General features: G+C 61.1%; 23 protein-coding genes and 1 tRNA gene. 5 read left to right on the forward strand and 19 right to left on the reverse strand.

Annotated elements, in window-relative coordinates; all coding sequences use genetic code 11:
- Positions 1 to 126: 126 nt before the first annotated feature.
- The 9 genes from yacG to ACPYOI_RS09560 all read right to left on the reverse strand — a co-directional run bounded on the left by yacG (position 127) and on the right by ACPYOI_RS09560 (position 5,806).
- On the reverse strand, positions 127 to 336 hold the full coding sequence (gene yacG / locus ACPYOI_RS09520) for a DNA gyrase inhibitor YacG (protein ID WP_168828297.1): 210 nt from the start codon (positions 334 to 336) through the stop codon (positions 127 to 129).
- An 18-nt stretch (positions 337 to 354) separates the two neighbouring features.
- Positions 355 to 975, reverse strand: coding sequence for a Maf-like protein (locus ACPYOI_RS09525; protein ID WP_168828296.1), 621 nt, complete (start codon positions 973 to 975; stop codon positions 355 to 357).
- Between the two features lie 48 nt (positions 976 to 1,023).
- Complete coding sequence (gene infA / locus ACPYOI_RS09530) at positions 1,024 to 1,242, reverse strand: translation initiation factor IF-1 (RefSeq protein ID WP_003545338.1); 219 nt, start codon at positions 1,240 to 1,242, stop codon at positions 1,024 to 1,026.
- 119 nt (positions 1,243 to 1,361) lie between these two features.
- The gene (locus ACPYOI_RS09535) at positions 1,362 to 1,847 is read right to left on the reverse strand and encodes an arsenate-mycothiol transferase ArsC (protein WP_481415136.1); all 486 of its coding nucleotides are present in this window, start codon (positions 1,845 to 1,847) and stop codon (positions 1,362 to 1,364) included.
- Entirely contained in the window at positions 1,844 to 2,317 is a 474-nt protein-coding gene (locus ACPYOI_RS09540) for a UPF0262 family protein (RefSeq protein WP_481415137.1), read from the reverse strand. The genes ACPYOI_RS09535 and ACPYOI_RS09540 overlap by 4 nt, the downstream gene beginning before the upstream one ends.
- A 3-nt stretch (positions 2,318 to 2,320) precedes the next feature.
- Complete coding sequence (gene hisD, locus ACPYOI_RS09545; RefSeq protein WP_481415138.1) at positions 2,321 to 3,619, reverse strand: histidinol dehydrogenase; 1,299 nt, start codon at positions 3,617 to 3,619, stop codon at positions 2,321 to 2,323.
- A 38-nt stretch (positions 3,620 to 3,657) separates the two neighbouring features.
- Positions 3,658 to 4,095 carry a DUF2948 family protein gene (locus ACPYOI_RS09550; protein WP_168828292.1) on the reverse strand — a complete coding sequence of 146 codons (438 nt, stop codon included), beginning with the start codon at positions 4,093 to 4,095 and terminating at the stop codon, positions 3,658 to 3,660.
- Positions 4,096 to 4,212: 117 nt separating this feature from the next.
- Positions 4,213 to 5,505 (reverse strand): UDP-N-acetylglucosamine 1-carboxyvinyltransferase, encoded by a 1,293-nt coding sequence (gene murA, locus ACPYOI_RS09555; RefSeq protein ID WP_481415139.1) that lies wholly within the window; start codon positions 5,503 to 5,505, stop codon positions 4,213 to 4,215.
- 106 nt (positions 5,506 to 5,611) lie between these two features.
- On the reverse strand, positions 5,612 to 5,806 hold the full coding sequence (locus ACPYOI_RS09560; protein WP_168828290.1) for a hypothetical protein: 195 nt from the start codon (positions 5,804 to 5,806) through the stop codon (positions 5,612 to 5,614).
- Between the two features lie 152 nt (positions 5,807 to 5,958).
- Here ACPYOI_RS09560 and ACPYOI_RS09565 point away from each other — a divergent pair.
- Positions 5,959 to 6,033, forward strand: a tRNA-Thr gene (locus tag ACPYOI_RS09565).
- 135 nt (positions 6,034 to 6,168) lie between these two features.
- Here the strand turns inward: ACPYOI_RS09565 and ACPYOI_RS09570 are convergent.
- Complete coding sequence (locus ACPYOI_RS09570) at positions 6,169 to 7,047, reverse strand: Hint domain-containing protein (RefSeq protein ID WP_481415140.1); 879 nt, start codon at positions 7,045 to 7,047, stop codon at positions 6,169 to 6,171.
- A 360-nt stretch (positions 7,048 to 7,407) separates the two neighbouring features.
- Here ACPYOI_RS09570 and ACPYOI_RS09575 point away from each other — a divergent pair, with 360 nt between their 5' ends.
- Positions 7,408 to 7,650, forward strand: coding sequence for a DUF982 domain-containing protein (locus tag ACPYOI_RS09575; RefSeq protein ID WP_481415141.1), 243 nt, complete (start codon positions 7,408 to 7,410; stop codon positions 7,648 to 7,650).
- A 75-nt stretch (positions 7,651 to 7,725) separates the two neighbouring features.
- On the opposite strand, the gene ACPYOI_RS09580 is transcribed toward ACPYOI_RS09575, so the two are convergent.
- Together ACPYOI_RS09580 and ACPYOI_RS09585 are read right to left on the reverse strand one after the other, a co-directional pair.
- Positions 7,726 to 7,986: a hypothetical protein gene (locus ACPYOI_RS09580; RefSeq protein ID WP_481415142.1), complete on the reverse strand. Its 261-nt coding sequence runs from the start codon at positions 7,984 to 7,986 to the stop codon at positions 7,726 to 7,728.
- 65 nt (positions 7,987 to 8,051) lie between these two features.
- Complete coding sequence (locus ACPYOI_RS09585; RefSeq protein WP_481415143.1) at positions 8,052 to 8,312, reverse strand: BON domain-containing protein; 261 nt, start codon at positions 8,310 to 8,312, stop codon at positions 8,052 to 8,054.
- A 154-nt stretch (positions 8,313 to 8,466) separates the two neighbouring features.
- Here ACPYOI_RS09585 and ACPYOI_RS09590 point away from each other — a divergent pair, with 154 nt between their 5' ends.
- The gene (locus tag ACPYOI_RS09590; protein WP_481415144.1) at positions 8,467 to 8,736 is read left to right on the forward strand and encodes a hypothetical protein; all 270 of its coding nucleotides are present in this window, start codon (positions 8,467 to 8,469) and stop codon (positions 8,734 to 8,736) included.
- A gap of 93 nt (positions 8,737 to 8,829) precedes the next feature.
- Positions 8,830 to 10,890, forward strand: coding sequence for an ATP-dependent helicase (locus ACPYOI_RS09595; protein WP_481415145.1), 2,061 nt, complete (start codon positions 8,830 to 8,832; stop codon positions 10,888 to 10,890).
- On the opposite strand, the gene ACPYOI_RS09600 is transcribed toward ACPYOI_RS09595, so the two are convergent.
- From ACPYOI_RS09600 to mscL, 4 genes are all read right to left on the reverse strand, one after another.
- Positions 10,887 to 11,948, reverse strand: coding sequence for an enoyl-CoA hydratase/isomerase family protein (locus ACPYOI_RS09600; protein WP_481415146.1), 1,062 nt, complete (start codon positions 11,946 to 11,948; stop codon positions 10,887 to 10,889). The genes ACPYOI_RS09595 and ACPYOI_RS09600 overlap by 4 nt on opposite strands.
- 127 nt (positions 11,949 to 12,075) lie before the next feature.
- Complete coding sequence (galE, locus tag ACPYOI_RS09605; protein ID WP_481415147.1) at positions 12,076 to 13,110, reverse strand: UDP-glucose 4-epimerase GalE; 1,035 nt, start codon at positions 13,108 to 13,110, stop codon at positions 12,076 to 12,078.
- A gap of 203 nt (positions 13,111 to 13,313) precedes the next feature.
- Complete coding sequence (locus tag ACPYOI_RS09610; RefSeq protein WP_481415148.1) at positions 13,314 to 14,480, reverse strand: pyridoxal phosphate-dependent aminotransferase; 1,167 nt, start codon at positions 14,478 to 14,480, stop codon at positions 13,314 to 13,316.
- 121 nt (positions 14,481 to 14,601) lie between these two features.
- Complete coding sequence (gene mscL / locus ACPYOI_RS09615; protein ID WP_168828280.1) at positions 14,602 to 15,036, reverse strand: large conductance mechanosensitive channel protein MscL; 435 nt, start codon at positions 15,034 to 15,036, stop codon at positions 14,602 to 14,604.
- A 215-nt stretch (positions 15,037 to 15,251) separates the two neighbouring features.
- Here mscL and ACPYOI_RS09620 point away from each other — a divergent pair, with 215 nt between their 5' ends.
- A complete protein-coding gene (locus tag ACPYOI_RS09620; RefSeq protein ID WP_481415149.1) occupies positions 15,252 to 18,755 on the forward strand; it encodes a hybrid sensor histidine kinase/response regulator in 3,504 nt (1,167 codons plus the stop codon).
- A gap of 2 nt (positions 18,756 to 18,757) precedes the next feature.
- Here the strand turns inward: ACPYOI_RS09620 and ACPYOI_RS09625 are convergent, their stop codons facing one another.
- The 3 genes from ACPYOI_RS09625 to ACPYOI_RS09635 all read right to left on the reverse strand — a co-directional run bounded on the left by ACPYOI_RS09625 (position 18,758) and on the right by ACPYOI_RS09635 (position 22,486).
- Complete coding sequence (locus ACPYOI_RS09625; RefSeq protein ID WP_481415150.1) at positions 18,758 to 19,198, reverse strand: YybH family protein; 441 nt, start codon at positions 19,196 to 19,198, stop codon at positions 18,758 to 18,760.
- Between the two features lie 124 nt (positions 19,199 to 19,322).
- On the reverse strand, positions 19,323 to 20,009 hold the full coding sequence (locus ACPYOI_RS09630; protein ID WP_481415151.1) for a VOC family protein: 687 nt from the start codon (positions 20,007 to 20,009) through the stop codon (positions 19,323 to 19,325).
- Between the two features lie 260 nt (positions 20,010 to 20,269).
- Entirely contained in the window at positions 20,270 to 22,486 is a 2,217-nt protein-coding gene (locus ACPYOI_RS09635) for a 3-hydroxyacyl-CoA dehydrogenase NAD-binding domain-containing protein (RefSeq protein WP_481415152.1), read from the reverse strand.
- Positions 22,487 to 22,522 lie beyond the last annotated feature (36 nt).

Below are 22,522 nucleotides of genomic sequence, written 5' to 3' on the forward strand. Positions count from 1 at the left end.
CGGAAGCGAGCGGGGTTATAGCATCTTGTCCGGCCATGGCAAGCATCAAATGACAGTTTTTTGGCGACCCGGGATATTTTGCGGATTTGCGAGCAAATTGAAGGAGTTCGCTGTGGATTTCCCTGGCTATTGCTCGTCGTCGTATTCCGCCTTCTTCTCATCCTCGGTGACCGGGATGGCGTAGGCGCCGCCGAGCCAGCGGGAAAGATCGACCTCCCGGCAGCGGTTGGAACAGAAGGGATAGTGCTCGCGGTGAGAGGGTTTGCCGCATTCCGGGCAAGGCCGGATCTTGCGTAGCGGCTCGACCTTTGCCGTCGTTTTGGTTTCTTCGGACATACTGATCCTCCTTCGGGCTCAGCCCTCGGGCCACCGGCTATACACGTCGAAGCCTTCGCCGGTGAGCAACAGGATGGTCTCATAGAGCGGCAGGCCGACCACGTTTGTGTAGGAGCCTACCATTTTCTGCACAAAGGTGCCGGCGAGCCCCTGGATGCCGTAAGCACCCGCCTTGCCGCGCCACTGGCCGGACGCAAGATAGTTCTCGATTTCGAAACCGGAAAGGCGCTTGAAGCGTACCTTCGTCTCGACGATCTTCTGGCGGATCTTGCGGTCGGGCGTCACGAGGCACACACCGGTATAGACCCAGTGGCTGCGACCGGAGAGCAGATGGAGCGAAGCGGACGCCTCATCGGCGAATTCGGCCTTGCCGAGAATACGGCGGCCGACGGCAACCACCGTGTCGGCCGCAAGAATATAGCTGCCCTTCCAGGCCGGGTCGCCCTTGAGCGCGGCAAGCGCCGCTTCGGCTTTTTCCGTCGACAGGCGCCTGGCGAGCGAACGCGGATGCTCGGACTTCTTCGGCGTCTCGTCGATGTCCATCGGCATCAGGCGCGAGGGCTCGATGCCTACCTGATTGAGCAGGTCGATGCGGCGCGGTGAGCCGGAAGCCAGAATGAGCTTGTATGTGAGCGCCATGGACCCTCGACCGGAAACGGAACCTTTGAGACGACTTCCGGCACAAGCCTACTTGAAGCGATAGGTGATGCGGCCCTTCGTGAGATCGTAGGGCGTCATTTCCACAAGCACCTTGTCGCCCGCCAGAACGCGGATGCGGTTCTTGCGCATGCGGCCCGCCGTGTGGGCGATGATTTCGTGCTCGTTTTCGAGCTTCACGCGAAAGGTCGCGTTCGGCAGAAGTTCGGTCACGATACCCGGGAATTCGAGGACTTCTTCTTTAGGCATATAAGGGTTTTCTTCCTGTCGGTTGAGCTGGCGGCATCGGACCGCCTCAAATTTGCGCGGAAACTACACAATCAACGTTCATTTGTGAACCTTGTTGATCGGGCTTTCTGCCATTTGTTTCACGCCGATTGCGCGGCGAGGCCATTTCTCCTGATGAGCCGGCTTTCGATCAAGCCTGTAAGGTGATCGCGGACCTCGCGATAGGCATCCAGGATCTGCTCGCGGGTACCGGTCGCCACGGTTGGATCCATCGTCGGCCAGTAGACCACTTCAACCGCGTTGGAGCGCGTCAGTTCCAGTGCTGCGTGATGCGCCTGAGGCGACAGCGTGATGATGAGATCGAAATAATCATCCTCGAGCTCTTCAAGGGTCTGCGGCTGCCGGCGCCCGAGCGAGAGACCGATCTCGTCAAGCACGACATCGACGAATGGATCGCGTTCGCCAGCGCGAATGCCTGCCGAGCGTATATAGGTAGTCGCAGGCAGCATGCTACGGGCGATCGCTTCGGCAATCGGCGAGCGAATGGCGTTCATCCCGCACATGAAAAGGATCGCGCCGTGCGCTTTTCCCTCTGCCGTGTGTTCCCCCGGCGCCACTGGTATCATCCGCGCCAGTGCAGCACGCAGACGAGCGTGAAGATGCGGCGCGCAGTGTCGAAATCGACCTCGATCTTGCCGGCAAGCCGGTCCTTCAGCGTCTGCGAACCCTCATTGTGGATGCCACGCCGCCCCATGTCGATGGCCTCGATACGGCTCGGCGAAGCAGACCGGATCGCCTCGTAGTAACTCTCGCAGATCATGAAATAGTCTTTCACGATCCGGCGGAAAGGCGTCAGCGACAGGATATGGGTCGCGACATCCCGCCCCTCTTCCGTGGTGATGCCGAAGACGAGCTTGGAATCGGCCAGCGAAATATTCAGCCGGTAGGGTCCGCCGCTATGGCCGACAGGCTCGAACCGGTTTTCCTCGATGAGATCGAAGATGGCGACGGCGCGCTCATGCTCGACATCGGGCGTCGAACGGCCGATCGTGTCGTCGAGGATGACATCAGAGAGCCGGAAGTCGCCCTTTGCCATGCCTCACCTTTCGAGATTGAGGCGGATCGCGACCGATCGCGCGTGAGCGTCAAGTCCTTCGGAAACTGCGAGCGCGATCGCCGCCGGCCCGAGTTCGCGGAGTTGCTGCGGCCCAAGCCGGAGGATCGACGTCCGCTTGACGAAATCGAGCACCGAAAGACCGGAGGAGAAGCGGGCAGAGCGCGCCGTCGGCAGAACGTGGTTCGAGCCGCCGACATAATCGCCGATTACTTCCGGCGTATGCGCGCCGATGAAGATCGCGCCGGCATTGCGGATGCCGTCGAGCAATGCATCCGGATCGGCGACAGCAAGCTCAAGATGCTCGGCAGCGATGCGGTTGGCCAGCGGGACGGCGTCCTTCAGGTTCTTTACCATGATGACGGCGCCGAAATCCCGCCAGCTGGCGGCCGCCGTTTCCGAGCGGTTCAGCGTTTTCAACTGCCGCTCCACGGCAGCTTCGACCGCCTTGCCGAATTCGGCGTCATCGGTGGCCAGGATCGCTTGAGCACCTGCGTCGTGCTCCGCCTGGGCCAGGAGATCGGCTGCGATCCAGTCCGGGTTGTTGTCCTTGTCGGCGATGACAAGCACTTCGGACGGACCGGCGATCATGTCGATGCCGACGGTGCCGAAAACCTGGCGCTTGGCGGCCGCGACATAGGCGTTGCCCGGGCCGGTGATCTTTGCGACCGGGGCGATCGTTTCCGTGCCGTAAGCCAGCGCTGCAACCGCCTGCGCCCCGCCGACACGGTAGATTTCCGAAACGCCGGCGAGCTTTGCCGCCGCAAGCACCGCCGGATTAACAGCGCCGCCCGTCGCCGGGACCACAATGACGATGCGCTCGACGCCTGCCACCTTTGCCGGGACCGCATTCATCAGCACCGAACTCGGGTAACTCGCCGTACCGCCGGGTACATAGAGGCCGACCGCCTCGATCGCCGTCCACCGCGAACCGAGCCCGACGCCCATGGCATCTTCGTAGATATCATCCTTCGGCAGCTGCCGGCGATGATGGGATTCGATCCGCACGGCGGCCACCTTCAGCGCGCCGAGCACCTCGGCAGGAACAGCCTCCACCGCAGCATCGATTTCCGCCTCGGTGACGCGCATCGGCACCGCAGCAAAATCAATGCCGTCGAATTTCTTCGAATATTCGGCGAGCGCCGCGTCGCCGCGGGTCCGCACGTCATCGATGATCGCGCGCACGACCGCGTTCACGTCTTCCGAAACCTCGCGCTTGGTCGTCAGAAACGCGGCAAAGCGCTGTTCGAAACCGTCCGATGCCTGATCCAGCCAGATTGCCAACGCAGCTATTCCTTCTCAATAAGACACAAGGAGAGTCTTCATGCGCCCGGGTGGCGCGGCTTGGAGGCGGTTTCCCATGCTCCGCCGATATCCGCAAGCGCCGCCTCGATGCATTCGACGTCGAGGACGATCTCAGCCTCGCCGGCAAGCGTCAGCTCGATCGTACCTTCTGGCCCCTCGCCCTTCTGCTCGAAGGCAACGGACAGCAGAGAAAGCACCTCGTCGCGCCGCCTGCGATTAATACCCGTGGAACGGACGGCCAGGACGCGCTTGAACACCAGAGCCGCCCGACGGCGCTCGAAGCCTTTGCGCTTCCTGATAGCCTCTTCCCAGACGAAGCGGTTGGCAGCAATCGAAAACTGCCCATCGCGCGGCGACCAGGCCATGTCGCCGACCTTGAAAACGCTATCCTGCATGTGGGCGGAGACCACGGCAAGATCTTCATTGTCGAGCGCAAGAAGCTTCAGATCCGTCATGCAGGCAAAACCCCGGTTCTATCTGGCACCACCTGGATGGTGATGCGTCAGACAACGGAAATAGGATGCCTCGGCGGAATGCGCAACCGGGATAAAGCGGCTATGAACGCCTCTTCCCTATTCGCTGACGCGCTCGACGATCGCCCCGCAGCGGGTGAGCTTTGCTTCCAGCCGCTCGAAGCCGCGATCGAGATGATAGACGCGGGAAACCACGGTCTCTCCTTCGGCGGCAAGACCGGCGATCACCAGCGAAACGGACGCACGAAGATCGGTTGCCATCACAGGCGCGCCCTTCAGCCGCTGCACGCCCTCGATCTTGGCCGTCTGGCCGGAAAGCGAGATCTTCGCGCCGAGACGGGCTAGCTCCTGCACATGCATGAAGCGGTTTTCGAAGATCGTTTCCGTCACGTGCGAAATGCCGGAAGAGCGCGTCATGAGCGCCATGAACTGCGCTTGCAGGTCAGTCGGGAAGCCCGGGAACGGATCGGTCACGACGTCCACCGGCTTGATGCCGCCGCCATTGCGCCTGACGCGGATGCCGTTGTTGGTCGGCGAAATCTCGGCGCCTGCGCGGCGGATCGTTTCCAGCGCCGTTTCAAGCAGCGTCGTGTCGGTATTCTCAAGAACGACGTCGCCGCCGGCCATCGCAACGGCTATCGCATAGGTGCCGGTCTCGATGCGGTCCGGCAGAACGCGGTGGCGTGCGCCCGAGAGCGACTGCACGCCTTCAATCGCAATCGTCGAGGTGCCGTGCCCGGAAATTTTCGCACCCATGGCGTTCAGGCAGTTCGCGAGATCGACGACTTCGGGCTCACGGGCGGCATTGCCGATGACCGTGGTGCCGCGCGCAAGGGTTGCCGCCATCATCATCACGTGGGTCGCACCGACCGAAACCTTCGGGAAGGTGTAGCGCGTGCCAATCAGCCCGCCGGACGGGGCCGTCGCATTGACATAGCCGCCGTCGATTTCAAGGTTTGCGCCAAGCGCTGCCAATCCTTCGAGGAAAAGATCCACCGGACGCGTGCCGATGGCGCAACCGCCCGGCAGCGAAACACGGCAGTGGCCCTCGCGCGCTAGGAGAGGCCCGATGACCCAGAAGGAAGCGCGCATCTTCGAAACCAGCTCGTAGGAAGCCGTCGTGTCGACGATGGTGCGGCAGGTGAAGTGGATGGTGCGCGCATAGGAGTCCTCCTGGCGCTCGCGGCGGCCGTTGACGGCAACGTCGACGCCGTGATTGCCGAGGATCCGCATCAGCAGTTCGACATCGGCCAGATGCGGAACGTTTTCGAGCGTCAGCGTGTCGCTGGTCAACAGCGAGGCGATCATCAGCGGCAAGGCGGCATTCTTGGCGCCGGAAATCGGAATGATGCCATTGAGCTCATTACCGCCGACAATTCTGATACGATCCATGAGGGACTTACGGGCTGCGCCCGCCTTTCTGAAAGTTCTGCCTTAAAAAGGGAGGGAGGTCTTTAGACGAATTCCGTACACGCTTCAATTCGCAGCGGAGCGAACATTACGATTCGTCCATTTTTGCGGCAGGAAGCCCACTTGTCTCGTCCTCCTGCCCGGCGCGCCGCGCCCGCGTCTGGTGCTTGCGGCGGGCGAGGTTTTCGCGAAGCTTTTCGGCGGCGCGCTCCCGGCGCAGCTTCGCCTGCTCTTCGATCATGGCCTTGCGGCCTTTCGCGGCTTTTTCGGTATTGTCATCCATGCGCCATGTTTAACGGATTCCGCCCTGCGCAAAAAGAGCTTACCCGTTAATACATGCGAAGTTGGAATTTGCGGCTTGCGCTTATCGAGAAGCTGTGGCAATAGGCCCCCCGTTCACGCAATGCAGCCGTTCGGCTCACGCGTGCTGGTCCTGCTGCCGTAGCTCAGTGGTAGAGCACACCCTTGGTAAGGGTGAGGTCGGTGGTTCAATCCCACTCGGCAGCACCAGTTTTCCGCTAAAGTGAGAGGCGAGAAAAAGCCACCGCGGATCCAGCTCTTTGAGCACGGCCCCCTTAACGTCTTCAGTAGATCGTTAGGCTGGATGGGCCGCATTTTCTTCGGCGGTGGCGTCAAGTTGTCCCTTTAGCTGACGAGCTGCTCGGCTCGTGCTGCGATTCTCTCATAGGCGCGATCGATTGGTTCGCGCGCATCGGGTAATGGCTCGCATCCGGGAACAAAGGGACGCATCCCGAGCCGCAGAAGAGCCTTCAGGTGATCCCGGCCGGATTCAGAACCCGCGACCCGTGCGAATGGCTTCATCGCAAAACCGGCAGGATAGAGGCGTCTGAATTCAGGAAAGTTCGTGAAGCCTTCGTGATTGTCGCCCCAGAGAAGGAAGCTCTCGGCGGGCGCTCCTTCGGCGAGGATCACTTCATGGGTTTCGAGCACAACGTGGAAATATTCAATCACCTCCCCGTCGGCCGGAGGGGCCGGCGCAATGGAGATCCCATTGACGAGATCCTTCGCCAGGATGAGGACGCCATCGATGAACAGAGCATGGCCAGGGGAGAGATAGAGATCCCTGTGAGGAGTCCGATCATCCAGCGCATACCGCGAAATGCGGATCGGCACGATGTCGGGATTCCAGGATGAACCGCTTCGCTTGTAGAGACTACGACCGACCCATTTCACCGGCATGGCTTGGCCGCGCACGGTTTCGACAAGATCGCCGATCTGAAGACTCTCGACGCAAACCTCGCCTGTTGGCGTCAGAACAGAGGTGCCACGGAGAAAGCACCTGGAACCGCCGCGACCGCCGCCCTGTTGATTGCCGCCCTGATTGCCTCCCTGCTGGTTGCCGCCCTGATTACCACCCTGCTGGGCTTGAGCGCTGAACGAAGGAAGTATCGCGGCCGCGAGAGTACCCATCGCCGCTAATCTGGCCCCTGTTGCCGCAGCCAGACCGAGGAAATGACGCCGCGCATGATTGAGCTGCGAGTACCGTTCTTCGTTTGAAGACATGCCTCTCTCCCCTGGCCCGGAGATGAAATACTGCATGTCATTCTGCATCAGCTTTCGATTTTAGAAAATCTGCACATTTTCATGCTCGACATAGCCATAGTCGCTGTGGTCGCAACCAAAGATGAGTACCACTCCGCCTTTTGGATGAAGGTACTACTGTCGGCATATGCCAATGCATGAGATGTCGCGGCACCAGTTTCGCCAAGAATCGAATTGCATTTCTCGTTCGCCGCTCGTGCGATGATCAAAACGCGATTGCCGCCAACAAATAACCCGCTACAATGCCTATGTGCGGGGTCTTGCGAGAGGAACGGAAGACCCCGGGTGTGCGTTTTGGCGTAGACACAGGAGGAATGGCTTATGGCAACAGAGAGATGGGGCAATCCGGTCAAGGTCGGCTTCGAAAACGCCGATGCGAGAACCGTGAACGGCCCGTTCGATGCATTGAAATGCCTCACCGACCTTTGGCCCGTCACCCGCGGCCTGCACTATCTCAAAGCCCGCAGTACCTGCCGTGCGGCCCTTGACGGGCGCAAAACCTGCGAGGAAGCGCGCGCCGAGTTTCTGGCAGCTGCGGAAGAAGCCAAGCTCAAGCTTCACTGACGAGCGCGACGCGCTCGCCACCGCTGCTATCCGTCAAAACGACGTAGCAATCCATTATCGCGAACGACGGCTCCTTCAGCAGTCGTTACCGCCTTCCATCTCGATATAGCCGACGCCGATAATCGTTCCATCCGGTGCGCGGATGAAGGATGGAAGATAATGCGCTTCGACCGGAGCACAGCTAGGAGAGTCGATAAATTCGTTCAGCGCAATCTGGTCCTGCGGCAGCGCGGAGTAGTGTTCCACGTCGCCCTCAAGTGAAGCATAGGCGGGAGAGCTAAATACCGCCGACGCGGCAAGGAAGGCGGGAATGGCCAAACGGAAAATCGTCCTCATGACAGTCTCCAGCGTTGAAATCAGGCAGTCAACACGCCAGACGTGGTTTTGGTTCCGTTGACCAGTCACTGCCGCAGCAGGCGGCTCTTGACGTGACCCTTGCCGACGACCTCCTCTGCGATCTCGACAGCGCGATCATCGTCGCCTTCCCGTTGCACGATGCCCTCCAAAACAACATAAGAGCCGACAACCGTCACAGTAACCTGATCGACATTCAGGTCGCGGGCGGCGTGGAGGGCGCTTTCCACCGAGGCTTTCGTTGCTGAGTTGCCATGTCCTTCGGCGCAGCCTTCCTGCGCGTTCCAGGGTTCAAACGGAAGTACCATAGGGGATCTCCACCGGTAATAATCCCTAACGCTCGGCATGGCTTTTGGTTGCATGTCCACGGGTAAGCAGCGGGTGAGCAATGGAGATTTGAGGCTGTACTTTGCTCTGGCCGACCTTTGCGATATCTAGTGAAACAGCGGTGGAGGCAATTCAATGAAAGTGGGCGTTTCGGCTATCCTCGTAGCGTTTCTGCTCTGCAGCTGCACGTCGTCGGATACGGCGAATGAGCTTGAGCCGATCCCCGGCAGCATCACGTATGGCGGCCAGCCGAGAACGAAACTGACGAAGTCGCCGGTTGGCAGCGCCGTCTATAACACTTTTCACGATTCAAGCGGCAACCGCGTAGAGGAAACATACATCCTCCAGCCGGATCGCAGCCTCAAGCTCGTGCGCCGGCAAGTCATGTCCGACTTTGACGACTAAAGCCCGTGCTTGACAGGAATCACAATCAAGAACATTCAAGGAACACCTAACCTGTCCGTGCGCGATTCCGCACGGCGCCAACCGGACGGCTGGATGTATCTCGAAAAGCTCAATCCACAACAGCGCATGGCGGTCGAACATGGCACGCTTGCCGAGGGCATCCATATTGCTGGCCCGCTGCTGGTCATCGCCGGTGCGGGGTCCGGCAAGACCAACACGCTGGCGCACCGGGTTGCGCATCTGATCGTCAAGGGGGCCGACCCGCGCCGCATCCTGCTCATGACCTTCTCCCGCCGGGCGGCTTCCGAAATGGCGCGCCGTGTCGAGCGCATCTGTGCCCAGGTTCTCGGCGCCAATTCCGGCATCATGGCCGATGCGCTTGCCTGGAGCGGTACCTTTCATGGGATTGGCGCGCGGCTGCTTCGCGACTACGCTGAGCAGATCGGGGTCGACCCCGCCTTCACCATCCACGACCGGGAAGACAGCGCCGATCTGATGAACCTCGTTCGTCACGAGCTCGGCTTTTCGAAGATGGAGAGCCGCTTTCCCACCAAGGGGACCTGCCTTGCGATCTACTCCCGAGCCGTGAATTCGGAGACGGAGCTGTCTCTGGTTTTGCGTGACGCGTTCCCTTGGTGCGCTGCGTGGGAAAAACAACTTCGCGAACTCTTCGCCGCCTACGTCGAGGCCAAGCAGAGCCAGAACGTCCTCGATTACGACGACTTGCTGCTTTACTGGGCACAGATGGTTGCCGAACCGATGATCGCCGGGGATATCGGCAGCCGCTTCGACCATGTGCTCGTTGACGAGTATCAGGACACGAACCGCTTGCAGTCTTCTATCCTGCTGGCGTTGAAGCCCGGAGGCCAGGGGCTGACTGTCGTCGGGGACGATGCACAATCGATCTATTCCTTCCGGGCCGCCACCGTCCGCAACATCCTCGATTTCCCTGCGTCGTTCAGCCCGGCAGCCAATATCGTTACGCTCGACCGCAACTACCGCTCGACGCAGCCGATCCTTGCTGCGGCCAATGCCGTGATTGATCTTGCCTCGGAGCGCTTTACCAAGAACCTCTGGACGGAGCGGCAATCGGCTGAGCGCCCTCGCCTCGTCACGGTGCGCGACGAGGCCGACCAGGCGCGCTATGTCGCAGACAAGGTGCTGGAGAACCGGGAGGAAGGCACGCGGCTGAAAAGCCAGGCGGTGCTCTTCCGCGCCTCCCATCACAGCGGCCCGCTGGAGGTCGAGCTCACCCGCCGCAACATTCCATTCGTGAAATTCGGCGGCTTGAAGTTCCTCGACAGCGCGCATGTCAAGGATATGCTCGCCGCTCTCCGCTTTGCGCTCAACCCGCGGGACCGGGTTGCCGGCTTCCGGCTGATGCAGATCCTGCCGGGCGTCGGTCCTTCGACCGCCCAGCGCGCACTCGATCAGATGGCGGGAGACCCAAGCCCGCTGCAGGCGCTCGCGGCCATGCCCGCCCCGCCCCGCGCCGGGGAGGATTGGACATCCTTCGTCTCAGTCATGCAGGAATTGAAAGCCGGCAAGGCCGGCTGGCCTGCCGAAATCGGCCTCGTCCGGGAGTGGTACCAGCCGCATCTCGAGCGGTTGCATGAGGATGCCTCGACGCGTCAGGCCGATCTTCTGCAACTCGAGCAGATCGCGGGCGGCTATCCCTCGCGGGAACGCTTTCTTACAGAGCTGACGCTCGATCCGCCGGACGCGACAAGCGACCAGGCCGGCGTGCCGCTGCTCGACGAGGACTACTTGATTCTCTCGACCATCCACTCGGCCAAGGGGCAGGAGTGGACCAAAGTCTTCATGTTGAACGTGGTCGACGGCTGCATACCGTCCGACCTGGGCATCGGCACCAGCGCGGAGATAGAAGAGGAGCGGCGTCTCCTCTATGTCGCGATGACCCGCGCCAAGGACAATCTCGATCTCATCGTTCCACAGCGCTTCTTCACGCATGGGCAGAATGCGCAGGGCGACCGGCACGTCTATGCATCGCGCACGCGCTTTATCCCGGCCACGCTGCTGCAATTCTTCGAAGTCTGCGGCTGGCCGCAGGGCAAGAGCGGGAGCGCCAGCGCACAGCAGGCTCGCCAGGTTCGCATCGATGTCGGCGCCCGCATGCGCGGCATGTGGCGCTAGATGGGAAGAGGATGATCGAGAGGTTTGAAGAACGGCGCGATCATATCCGCATCCACTGCCTCAAGGGTCGACGGCGACCATTTGGGATTTCGGTCCTTGTCGATCACCGCCGCCCGCACGCCTTCGTAGAAATCCGCGGACTTCAACATTTGAATGCCGGCGGCCAGCTCGCGGTTCAGGCACTCCGCGAGGCGGGCGCTGTTGCGGCCCTCCCTCACAAGACGGAGAGTCAGTTTCAGGCTGGTCGGCGAACGCGTCCTCAAGACGCGAAGCGACTCGACAGCAAACGCGTCCTGCTCCGCGCCAAGCGCCCCGGCAATGTCTTCCACGCTGTCGAAGCGGAAGAGGCGGTCGATCAGCTCCTGGGCGCTTCGCAAACGGCTTTCAGCCGGCTCTTCAGACAGATGCTTTAGCAAGGCATCGCAGGCCACCGATGACGAACCGGCCGGCATGCGCGCCAATGCATCGATCACGTGCGGCAGCCGCGAAGACGGGATCTGCAGATCCGTAAGGCCGGCGTAGATGGCGTCTGCAGCGTTCAGCTCCAGGCCCGTCAGTCCGGCCCATGTTCCCGTTTCGCCAGGCATACGCGGCAGGAGCCAGGTCGCTCCGACATCCGGGAAATATCCGATGCCGGTTTCCGGCATCGCAAGCCTCGTCCGCTCGGTCGCAATACGGTGCCGCCCATGGGCCGAAAGTCCGACGCCGCCGCCCATGGTGATGCCGTCCATCAGCGCGATATAGGGCTTTGCGTAGTTGGCGATGCGATGGTTGAGGGTAAATTCTTCGCGCCAGAACGTCTCTGCCAAACCGGAATTGGAACGCCCGCTTTCGTGAAGGACACGAATATCGCCGCCGGCGCAGAAGCCGCGCTCGCCCTCGCCGGCCACGACCACGCTTGCAATCCCATCGTCATCCGCAAATTCGTCGAGCGCCGTATCGATCATGCGCACCATGTCGAGCGTCAGGCTGTTCAACGCCCGCGGCCGATTGAGCCGGATGATGCCCGCCGTACCGCGCCGTTCGATAATAACTTCGCGCTCGTGTCCGTTCTTCATGTCCACTGTCCACCCTCGACTGATCCCCCATCAATAAACAGAAGGAGGCATCGCTCCAATGGACTTTATATCATCAGGCGCGGGCCGTGTGAGATTCAAAGCACAGTGCAAGCCGACATGCTGGTGTTTAGAACGAAGCCGCCGCAAGCGCACGATGCATTCCGTGCAGATCGTGGACCCGGCGATCCATGAGGGCTAGTTCCCAATCCAGGGCACTGCGAACGATCGTTTCCAGAGAGTCATGTTTCGGCGTCCAGCCTAGCACACGCCGCGCCAAGGTGGCGTCAGCAACGACGCTTGCGGCATCGCCCGGACGACGCGGCGCCATGTGGACCTTGAACGAATGGCCGCGCAGCCGCACCACCATGTTCAGCACGTCGAGCACCGAATAGCCGGCACCGTAGCCGCAATTCGCCACCAGCGACCCGTTGCCCTTGCGAAGATGCTGCAAGGCCTTCAGATGGGCCTCTGCCAGGTCGGTCACATGGATATAATCGCGCACGCCGGTGCCGTCATGCGTCGGGTAGTCGATGCCGTAGACATGCACGCTGTCACGCTTGCCGAGTGCGGCCTCGCAGGCGACCTTGATGAGATGCGTCGCGCTGCTGGTGGATTGTCCCGCACGGCCGTGCGGATCGGCGCCCGCGACGTTGAAATAGCGGAGCGCCACATAGTCAAAGTCGTAGGCCGCAGCCGCATCGCGCAACATGAACTCGGTCATCAGCTTCGACTGGCCATAGGGATTTTCCGGGTTGAGCGGCGCGGTTTCCTTGACCGCCTCAGAGGTCTTCTGCGGGCCGTAGACGGCGGCGGTCGAGGAAAAGACGAAATGGCGCACGCCGGCCTTGATTGCCGCGCTCAAAAGCGCACGCGTCTTGCCCGAGTTATTGTCGTAATAGGAAAGCGGATCGGCAACCGAAGCCGGGACGACCGCGGATCCCGCAAAATGGACAATCGCTTCTATGTCGTTCTCGATGAAGATCCTCTTCAGGACCTCGGCATCGGCGATATCCCCCAGGTAGAATCGCGTGGCAGGCGCCACCGCCCAACGAAAGCCGGTAGAAAGGCGATCGAGCACAACGACGTCCTCGCCCGCGTCGAGCAGCGCCCAGACCATATGGCTGCCGATATAACCGGCGCCGCCCGTCACCAAAATTGCCATGTCCCGCATTCCCTGTCTTATTCGAACAGGGGCATTTCACGCCGTCTTTCCTTTCTGATTTTCTTATTTGGCAGCCGTTTGCGGGGCTTTGAACCGGTAAGTTTGATGCGGTGGTTAGGACCCGATTGCCGGTTATTCTACAATTTTATCGAACTGACGTTCCGGTACAAAAAAGCCCGGCTTTGAGAGCCGGGCTTTGATCGTCATAGCTTCAGAATGTACTCGCTGAGCCTGCCGGCGGCGTCCTTGACCTGTTCCGGATCGCGCAGGAAACAAGCCCGCAGGAAGAGTTCGCCGCCTGGGCCGAAGGCCGTGCCGGGCGCCAGGCCGACACCGGTCTTGTCGACGATATCGAGCGCCGCCTTGCGGCTGTCCGTGACGCCGTCGATCTTCAGGAAGGCGTAGAGCGCCCCGTCCGGCTTCAGCGTCTCGACGCGATTGGTGGCAACGAGCGCATCACAAAGAATGTCGCGGGAAAGGGCTGCCTTCCCGATGTTGGCGGCGACGAATTCGTCGCCCTGGTTGAGAGCCGCCACCGCTCCCTTCTGCATGAACTGAGCAACGCCGGAGGTCGAATATTGGATCAGGTTTTCGAGCACCTGCCCCGTTTCCGGCGGCGCCACGATCCAGCCGACGCGCCAGCCGGTCATCGACCAGTTCTTCGAGAATGAGTTGACGAACATGATCCTGTCGCCTGGTGTCATGACATCCAGGAAAGAAGGCGCACGGCCGCCAGCGTAGAAATAGCGCGCGTAAATTTCGTCCGCCATGATCCAGAGATCGTGCTTGCGGGCAAGTTCCAGGATGTCTGCGAGGTCCTTCCTCGTCGCCGTCCAACCTGTCGGGTTCGACGGCGTGTTGATGAAAAACGCCTTGGTCTTCGGCGTGATCGCGGCTTCGATGCGGTTGAGATCAACTGCCCATTTGCCGCCTTCGAACTGCAGCTCGACGGGAATCGAGCGGGCGCCGGCGATTTCAAGCGCTGCAGCGATATTCGGCCAGGCGGGCGTCAGATAGATCAATTCGTCGCCCGGGGAGGTCAGCGCCTGCACGGCGATCTGGATCGCCTGCATGCCCGAGCCGGTCACGTAGAAATGCTCCACCGGCAGGGTGATGCCGAAATGCCGGGCATAGTAGTCCGATAGAGCCTGACGCAGTTCGGGAATACCGCGCTGCCAGGTGTAGAAGGTTTCTCCTGCGGCGAGCGCATCCATCGCAGCCTTGCTGATGAAGTCCGGCGTCGGAAGATCACCTTCTCCGACCCACAACGGCAGCAGGCCATCGCGGCCACGGGCATAATTCACGACTTCTACGATCCCGCTTTCTGGCGCCGAAACGGCGCGCGGGCTCAGGCTGTTCATAATCGACATGCAGATCTCCGGTTTTGGCTTTCATAAAACAAAACCGCACGCAAATCCCATGAGAATGCGTGATGCCGTATCGATTTTCGTGATGAATGAGCGCCGCAGAATGTGCGGGCTCCGGCAGCAATCAGACCGCCGGGCGCTTGGCCAATAGATCGCGGATTTCCGTCAGCAGCGCGACATCCGCCGGGGGCGGCGCTTCTTCGGCGGCCTTTTCCTCGTTGCGCTCGACCTGCTTGCGGAGCGTGTTCACGCCCTTGATCAGCAGGAAGATGATCCAGGCGAGGATCAGGAAATTGATGACGACGGTGATGAAACTGCCATAGGCGAAGACGGCACCCTGGGCCCGGGCGGCCGCAAGCGTCGGCGCGTTGACCGAAGACGAAAGGCCGATGAAATAGTTGGAAAAATCGAAACCGCCGAAAATGGCCCCGACGATCGGCATGATGATGTCGTCGACCAGTGATTTCACGATACCGCCGAAAGCGCCACCGATGATGACACCGACGGCGAGATCCATGACGTTGCCTCGGGCGATGAAAGCCTTGAACTCGTTAAGCATCCGATCTGTCTCCCTCTGATGCGCTCTCTCGACAGTGCGTTGTTTCCATTAGCTACAGCTCTTGATTGATTAATCAATTGTCGAATTGAAACAATCGGCTTTTCCTTCCGTCTTGGACTTAATGCCTAGATCACCGCAATTTCCAAAAGGGAGGATTTCCCTTAATCTTCAAGCCTTCCGGGGAACCGGCGCATGGTGGATCGGGCGGAGGGTCAATGCTTGCAGGCTGGGTTATAATTGCATTTGCCTTGGGCTATCTTCTGCTTCTGTTCGCCGTCGCAAGCTATGGCGACCGCAGAAGCCAGAGGCTCGGCATACCGCAAGGCGGCTGGCCGGTTGTCTATGCGCTCAGCCTTGGTATCTACTGCACCTCCTGGACCTATTTCGGTGGCGTCGGGCTCGCCTCCCAGCGCGGCCTGGAATTTGCCGGCATCTATATCGGCCCGATCCTTGTCTTCACGCTCGGCATGCCGGTTCTGCGGCGGATCATCGAGCTTGCAAAGACGGAAAAGCTTACGTCGGTAGCGGACTTCCTCGCTGCTCGCTACGGAAAGAATTCCACGGTCGCCACCATCGTCGCGCTGATCTCTCTGGTCGGCACAATTCCATACATCGCGCTGCAATTGAAGGCGATCTCCAGCGCCGTAACGGCGATGGTCAATCCATCCGACTACGGTATCGGCAGCGGCAACCTTTACTTTCTCGATCTCCCGCTGGTCGCGACCCTCGTGCTTGCCTGCTTCGCCATCATGTTCGGCACACGACATACTGACGCCACCGAGCATCAGGACGGATTGATCCTCGCGGTTTCCATGGAGTCGCTGGTCAAGCTCGTGGCCTTTCTCACCGCCGGTGTCTGCGTCATCTGGTTCCTGTTCGAAGGGCCGGTCGACCTCTGGCAGAAGAGCGTGGGAAATGCGCTGGTAAACTCCGCATTGACCTACGAGACGCCGCTCAGCCGCTGGATCACGCTGACGCTGCTTTCGGCATTCGCCATCATCATGCTGCCGCGCCAGTTTCACGTCACGGTGGTCGAAAACCGCTCGGCCAAGCAATTGCGGCTCGCGGGCTATCTCTTCCCGCTCTATCTCATCGTCATCAATCTCTTCGTGCTGCCGGTGGCGATCGCCGGATTGCTGACCTTCGGCGGGGCAGGCAATGCCGATCTCTACGTGCTGTCGCTGCCGCTTGCCGGACAGATGCCGGTGGTCTCGCTGATCACCTTTATCGGCGGCTTTTCGGCAGCGACCGCGATGGTCATCGTCGATTCCGTGGCGCTTTCGATCATGGTGTCGAACGACCTCATCATGCCGATCTTTCTGCGCCGGAAGCTTGCCGGGCGCATTACCCAGCGCAACGACTTTGCCAAGAGCCTGCTCAACATCAGACGAAGCGCGATCTTTGCCGTCCTTCTGCTCGGCTACGCCTACTATCGCTCGACCGATAGCACCACCGGCCTGGCATCGATCGGTCTTCTGTCCTTCGCCGCAATCGCGCAGATCGCTCCTGCCCTTTTCGGTGGCTTGGTCTGGCGACGAGCCAACGCACGCGGCGCGGTTCTCGGCCTGACTTCGGGATTCATCATCTGGTTCTACCTGCTTTTCCTGCCCTCGCTCGGCGGACCGGATTACTCCTATGTCGCCACCGCGTTCCTCAACTTCATCTTTCCCGGGACGACGATTTTTGCACCCGTGAACGCCGATCCCCTGGTTAGCGCCACGGCAATGAGCCTGCTCGTCAACACCGCCTTCTTCATTGTCGGCTCCATGACGCGCAATGCACGGCCGCTGGAGCGCATCCAGGCAGGGATCTTCGTCAAGGGACAATCACGCTCGCAATTTGCAACCCGCGGCTGGAAGACGCGGATCAGCGTCGGCGATCTGAAAACGGCGATAGCGCGATATCTCGGCGAGGAGCGCATGCAGCGATCGCTTGCGACATACGAGCAGGGGTCGGGCCGGAAACTGGAGGACGATCAGCCGGCGGACATGGCGCTCATTCACTTTACCGAGCAGCTGCTGGGAAGCGCCATCGGCTCCTCTTCGGCGCGGCTGGTGCTTTCGCTCATCCTCCAGAAGACCGAGGATGCTTCGGCCGACACCGCATGGCTGCTCGATCAGGCCAGCGAGGCATTGCAATATAACCAGGACATGTTGCAGACGGCGCTCTCGCAGATGGATCAGGGCATCGCCGTCTTTGACAGCTCCAACCAGCTGACGATCTGGAACCGGCGCTTCCGCCAGCTTCTGGATCTCCCGGAAGATGCCGGCCGCGTCGGCTTCCCGCTGTCGGAGATCGTCGCGATTCTCGGCAGGCGCGGCGACGTTTCGGCCGCCGATCTCAGCCAGACGGTGCGGCATTTCCTGACGCTCGACAAGCCCTTCTCGCTCGTTCTCGGCGGCGGCGAGAGGATTATTGAGGTCCGTTCAAACGCCATGCCGGACAAGGGGATCGTCGCAACCTTCACCGACATTACCCAGCAAGTTGCCGCCGACCGGGCTTTGAAACAGGCGAACGAAACGCTGGAGCAGCGCGTGGCCGAGCGGACCGCGGAGCTGACGCGGGTGAACCGCGAACTCGGCGAAGCGAGAGCGGCGGCCGACGAGGCAAATATCGGCAAGACCCGCTTCCTTGCCGCTGCCGGCCACGACATCCTCCAGCCGCTGAATGCGGCGCGGCTGTATTCCTCCGCGCTCGTCGAGCGCATGGCGCTTTCCGACAACGGGCCGATCGTACGGAACATCGATTCCGCACTCGAATCCGTCGAGACCATCCTGGGCGCCGTTCTCGACATCTCGCGGCTGGACACTGGCGCCATGCGCCCGCGGCTGACCTCCGTGCCGCTTGCCAGCTTGCTGGAGCGCATCGAAACAGATTTCGCGCCGATTGCCCGGGCGAAAAACCTGAAGCTCGTTGTTATGCCGACATCGTTGCGGGTCCGCTCCGATCCGAACCTACTGCGGCGGCTTGTGCAGAATCTCGTCTCCAACGCCATCAAATATACGCTGAGCGGCAAGGTGCTGGTTGGGGTCCGGCGGCGGGGCAAGCAGGTGGTGATCCAGGTGGTCGATTCCGGCATCGGCATCCCGCCTTCGAAATTCCGCACGGTCTTCAAGGAATTCGCGCGGCTTGAGGAAGGGGCAAAGACGGCCGCCGGCCTCGGGCTCGGCCTGTCGATCGTCGACCGCATCGCCCGCGTTCTCAACCATACGGTCGAGCTTCACTCGACGCATGGCAGCGGGACGGATTTCCGGATCGTCATGCCGATCGATGCTTCGAAAGCCGGTGATGCACCAACTGCCGCACCACCGGCCGATCGTTCGGCGCAAACGCTCAGGGGGCTGCAGATTCTTTGCCTCGACAACGAAGTGAAGATCCTTGAAGGCATGCGCCTTCTGATTTCAGGTTGGGGTTGCGAGGTAGAAGCGGTGGATTCCCTTGCCGCCGTTGCGGATCTCGGCACGGATCGGCCGCCACCCGATCTCATCATCGCCGACTATCACCTCGGCGATGGCAACGGCATTTCAGCGATCCTTGATCTCAGGGAGCGCTTCCGGGTCGAGATTCCGGCGCTGCTGGTGACGGCCGACCGGACGCCGGAGGTGCGCGCAGAGGCGGAACGCCACGGCATCACCATCCAGCACAAGCCCGTGCGCCCGGCCGCACTCCGCGCCTTCATCACACAGATTTCCGGACTGAAGCGCGCCGCGGCGGAGTGACGTTACGGCTTGAGGTCGAGCAGCGCGCGGCCGCTGCCATCCATGGCGAAGGGCACGGAGGCGTGCTCGTGGGCGACCAGCCAGCGGCCGCCCTTTTTGATGAGGCCGAGCGTCTGGCGGAACCATAGGTCGACCTTTTCGCCATCCGTCTTGGTGCCGGTCATATTCACCAGGCCGCTCCAGAAGGCAACATCGCCGCCAATCGTCAGCTTCGCGTCCCGGATATCGCCACCGAGAGGCCCTTCCCAGGTATCGAACCAGCCCGCGAGGCCAGCAGGATCCTTGCCGGTCATGGCGAGCGGCGGAGCCAGCGAAAACTCGACAACGTCATCTGCCGTGCAGGACATGACGCCCTCGACATTCTTTTCCTCGATGGCCTTGCCGCGCATCATCAGCATGGCGATGATGGTTTCCTCTTCGACGCGGAACTTTTCATCTGTCATAACGGTCCTCCTTGTCCGTTGTTTCGGACATAGGACGAACCGCCAGACGGAAATCCGACACCGGGGGCGGCAATTTGGCTTTCCAGCCTCCGTCAATCGTTCTCTGCACGGGCGAGGCTCTACATCATGACGGCAGCGGCTTGCCGGCCTGCTCGTTTGCGATGTACTCGGCGTACCAGTCCGGCCAATTCTCGTCGCGCTGGCCGCCGGTCCGCTTCTCATACTCGCCGTGGGCAGCCTCGGCACGGCGGAGTGCGCTCGCGAGCTCCGCCGTGGAGGTGAATGTCGTGTCAGCCTCCACCCGTCCGGGGAGTCGCGTGGTGATTTCCTGGAACAGCCAGCCGTTGCCGTCCGGGTCGCTGAACGAGGCATAGGAGCGGTAGCTGCTGCGCTCGGGATGCGGGCCGCGAGCCCGGAGCGTGCCAAACAAATAGGGTTCATCCGGGCCGGCATTCGTGTCGCCGGGGTGGAACGCCTCGCTGACCGTGACACCGCGGGCAATCAGATCGCTACGCGCGGCTTCGATGTCCGAGACGATCAGGTACAGCCCCTGTGCCGAGCCGGGGGCTGCCGCCGTCACTTGTCTGCCAAAGATGACCGAGGCGCCCGAGCCCGGGGGCGTGAACTGAATTGCGCGATAGTCGTTATCGCCGGCGAAGTCGGCGTCGAGCCTCCAACCCAAGTCGCCGTAAAATCGTTTGGCGCGATCGACATCCGAAACAGGGATGACGACGATCTCGAGTTTCATGTCGGCCGTTCGCCCTCCCGAGGTCTTGCTTGCGGTTTCGCCTTGCACCTGAGTATTGCTCATGTCGAACTCCTTAGGTTTGGACGCTTAGAGAGAGGTGACATATGTCCAGGGCAAGCAAATCACGGCAGAGGCACGCAAGTCGAATCAATTATGCCGTAATCATGATGGATCCTACCGCAACGTTCCTTACGGCAATTCCGATTGCTTCGATGAACTGGCACCAGCTCTCCGGCCTGATCTTCATAGACACGGCAATAAGCGGGAATTGAAAGCCTTCAGTCTGCCAAAGCTGCCATAATGCGCAGCTGCGGGAAGGCGGCCTATGCCGCCTCCTTTGCTCCGCCATAGGGATCGAAACGGCCGTAGAAGGTCTCGCCTTTTTCCGCCATGTCGTTCAGCAGCGCCGTGGGCTTGAAGTGAGCACCGTAAGTTGTCGCAAGTTTCTCGCAGAGTTCCACGAACGCCTTCACGCCCATGCCGTCGATATAGGAGAGCACGCCGCCGGTATAGGGGGCGAAGCCGAAGCCGAGGATGGAGCCGACGTCGGCTTCGCGCGGATCGGTGACGATGCCTTCCTCGATGGTGCGTGCCGCCTCCAGCGCGATAGTGACGAGGAAGCGCTGCTTCAGCACTTCGACATCGATCTCTTCCGCCTTCTTCTGCGGGTAGAAGGTCTTCAGTTCCGGCCAAAGCGACTTCTTGGCCGGCTTCGCCGGATAGTCGTAGAAGCCCTTACCATTTTTGCGGCCGCGGCGGTCGAGCTCGTCGACCATCTTGTTGATCAGCGCCATGTGCTTCGGATCGACGGCGGCCTCGCCGAGATCGGCGACGGTGGCCTTGAGGATCTTCTGCGAAAGATCGATCGCCACCTCATCGTTCAGCGACAGCGGTCCGACCGGCATGCCGGCCATTTTGGCGGCATTCTCGATCATGGCGGGCGGCACGCCCTCGATCAGCATGTCATAGGCTTCGTGGATGTAGCGGAAGACGCAGCGGTTGACGAAGAAGCCGCGGGTGTCGTTGACGACAATAGGCGTCTTCTTGATAGCGGCGACGTAATCGAGTGCTGTTGCGAGCGCCTTGTCGCCGGTCTCCTTGCCGAGGATCACTTCCGTCAGCATCATCTTCTCGACCGGCGAGAAGAAGTGCACGCCGATGAAATCGGCCGGGCGCTTGGAGTTCTTGGCAAGGCCCGTGATCGGCAGCGTCGAGGTGTTGGAGGCGAAGATCGCGCCTTCCGGCAGTACCGCTTCGACGGCTTCGATTACCGCCTTCTTGACCTCGCGGTCCTCAAAGACGGCTTCGATGACGAGACCGGCATCCCTGAGGTCGCCATAATCGGCGGACGGCGTGATGCGCGCGAGAAGGGCGGCACCCTCTTCCTGCGTCAGCCTGCCCTTGCCAACGGAATCCTTCACCAGGCCTTCGCCGACACCCTTACCCTTGGCAGCCGCTTCCATGTCGCGGTCTATGAGGGTGACGGGAATGCCGGCAGCGGCGGTGACATAGGCGATCGAGGCTCCCATGAAACCGGCGCCGACGATGCCGACCTTCTTGAGCTCAGTTTTCGGCATGCCCGCCGGGCGGCGGGCCCCTTTGCCGAGCTCCTGCATGGAGATGAAGAGCGAGCGGATCATCGAAAAAGCTTCGGTGGTCTGCAGCACCTGTGTGAAATAGCGCTGCTCGATCTTCAGCGCCGTATCGAAGGGGACCTGGAGACCCTCATAGACGCATTTGAGGATGGCGAGCGCACCGGGATAATTGCCTGATGTCTCGCGGCGGAGGATCGCCGGCGCTGCCGGCCAGAGCTGCGCGGAAGCCGGCGTCCAGATGCCGCCGCCCGGAGCCTTGAAGCCCTTCTCGTCCCAAGGCGCGACGGGCTTCAGCCCATCCTTGATCATCTGCTTGGCGGCCGGGATGAGTTGGTCGGGTTCCACCACCTGATGCACAAGGTTCATCGCCTTGGCGCGGGCCGCCGATAGCGACTGGCCGGTCGTCATCATCTGCAGGGCGGACTGGGCATCGGTGAGGCGCGAGACGCGCTGCGTGCCGCCCGCACCCGGGAAGATGCCGACCTTGACCTCGGGCAGCGCGATCTTCACTGACTTGGCATTCGAGGCGACGCGGCCGTGGCAGGCGAGCGACATTTCGAAGGCACCACCCATGCAGGTGCCGTTGATGGCGGACACCCACGGCTTGCCTGATGTCTCGATCTTGCGGAACAGGCCGGTCATGCGGCCGACGAGATCGAAGAGCTTTTGCGCGGCGGTGTCGGGATTGGCTGCCTTCTCCTGCTGGTAGAGGGAGAACATCGACTTGATCATCGACAGATCCGCGCCGCCGGAGAAGCTCGACTTGCCCGACGTGATCACCACGCCCTTCACGGCGCTATCGGCGACCGTAGCATCGACGATGGCGTTCAGCTCCTCCATCACCTCCTCGGTGAAGACGTTCATGGACTTGCCCGGCATGTCCCAGGTGATGAGGGCGATACCATCCGCGTCGGTTGCGACGGTGAAATTCTTGTAGGTGCTCATGTCGGGATTTCCTCTCCCTTGAAAATCTTGGCCGCT

This window comes from Rhizobium sp. SVR5-2C (assembly GCF_056755115.1).

Excerpts from the sequence above, each read along its gene's own strand:
- ACPYOI_RS09630 (WP_481415151.1), bottom strand. The coding sequence starts at position 20,009 with ATGAGCAATACTCAGGTGCAAGGCGAAACCGCAAGCAAGACCTCGGGA.
- ACPYOI_RS09575 (WP_481415141.1), top strand. The coding sequence starts at position 7,408 with ATGGCAACAGAGAGATGGGGCAATCCGGTCAAGGTCGGCTTCGAAAAC.
- ACPYOI_RS09590 (WP_481415144.1), top strand. The coding sequence starts at position 8,467 with ATGAAAGTGGGCGTTTCGGCTATCCTCGTAGCGTTTCTGCTCTGCAGC.
- ACPYOI_RS09525 (WP_168828296.1), bottom strand. The coding sequence starts at position 975 with ATGGCGCTCACATACAAGCTCATTCTGGCTTCCGGCTCACCGCGCCGC.
- ACPYOI_RS09585 (WP_481415143.1), bottom strand. The coding sequence starts at position 8,312 with ATGGTACTTCCGTTTGAACCCTGGAACGCGCAGGAAGGCTGCGCCGAA.
- ACPYOI_RS09600 (WP_481415146.1), bottom strand. The coding sequence starts at position 11,948 with ATGAAGAACGGACACGAGCGCGAAGTTATTATCGAACGGCGCGGTACG.
- ACPYOI_RS09635 (WP_481415152.1), bottom strand. The coding sequence starts at position 22,486 with ATGAGCACCTACAAGAATTTCACCGTCGCAACCGACGCGGATGGTATC.
- ACPYOI_RS09535 (WP_481415136.1), bottom strand. The coding sequence starts at position 1,847 with ATGATACCAGTGGCGCCGGGGGAACACACGGCAGAGGGAAAAGCGCAC.
- ACPYOI_RS09580 (WP_481415142.1), bottom strand. The coding sequence starts at position 7,986 with ATGAGGACGATTTTCCGTTTGGCCATTCCCGCCTTCCTTGCCGCGTCG.
- ACPYOI_RS09560 (WP_168828290.1), bottom strand. The coding sequence starts at position 5,806 with ATGGATGACAATACCGAAAAAGCCGCGAAAGGCCGCAAGGCCATGATC.
- infA (WP_003545338.1), bottom strand. The coding sequence starts at position 1,242 with ATGCCTAAAGAAGAAGTCCTCGAATTCCCGGGTATCGTGACCGAACTT.
- ACPYOI_RS09595 (WP_481415145.1), top strand. The coding sequence starts at position 8,830 with ATGTATCTCGAAAAGCTCAATCCACAACAGCGCATGGCGGTCGAACAT.
- ACPYOI_RS09610 (WP_481415148.1), bottom strand. The coding sequence starts at position 14,480 with ATGTCGATTATGAACAGCCTGAGCCCGCGCGCCGTTTCGGCGCCAGAA.
- ACPYOI_RS09540 (WP_481415137.1), bottom strand. The coding sequence starts at position 2,317 with ATGGCAAAGGGCGACTTCCGGCTCTCTGATGTCATCCTCGACGACACG.
- yacG (WP_168828297.1), bottom strand. The coding sequence starts at position 336 with ATGTCCGAAGAAACCAAAACGACGGCAAAGGTCGAGCCGCTACGCAAG.
- ACPYOI_RS09620 (WP_481415149.1), top strand. The coding sequence starts at position 15,252 with ATGCTTGCAGGCTGGGTTATAATTGCATTTGCCTTGGGCTATCTTCTG.
- ACPYOI_RS09550 (WP_168828292.1), bottom strand. The coding sequence starts at position 4,095 with ATGACGGATCTGAAGCTTCTTGCGCTCGACAATGAAGATCTTGCCGTG.
- murA (WP_481415139.1), bottom strand. The coding sequence starts at position 5,505 with ATGGATCGTATCAGAATTGTCGGCGGTAATGAGCTCAATGGCATCATT.
- ACPYOI_RS09625 (WP_481415150.1), bottom strand. The coding sequence starts at position 19,198 with ATGACAGATGAAAAGTTCCGCGTCGAAGAGGAAACCATCATCGCCATG.
- ACPYOI_RS09570 (WP_481415140.1), bottom strand. The coding sequence starts at position 7,047 with ATGTCTTCAAACGAAGAACGGTACTCGCAGCTCAATCATGCGCGGCGT.
- galE (WP_481415147.1), bottom strand. The coding sequence starts at position 13,110 with ATGGCAATTTTGGTGACGGGCGGCGCCGGTTATATCGGCAGCCATATG.
- mscL (WP_168828280.1), bottom strand. The coding sequence starts at position 15,036 with ATGCTTAACGAGTTCAAGGCTTTCATCGCCCGAGGCAACGTCATGGAT.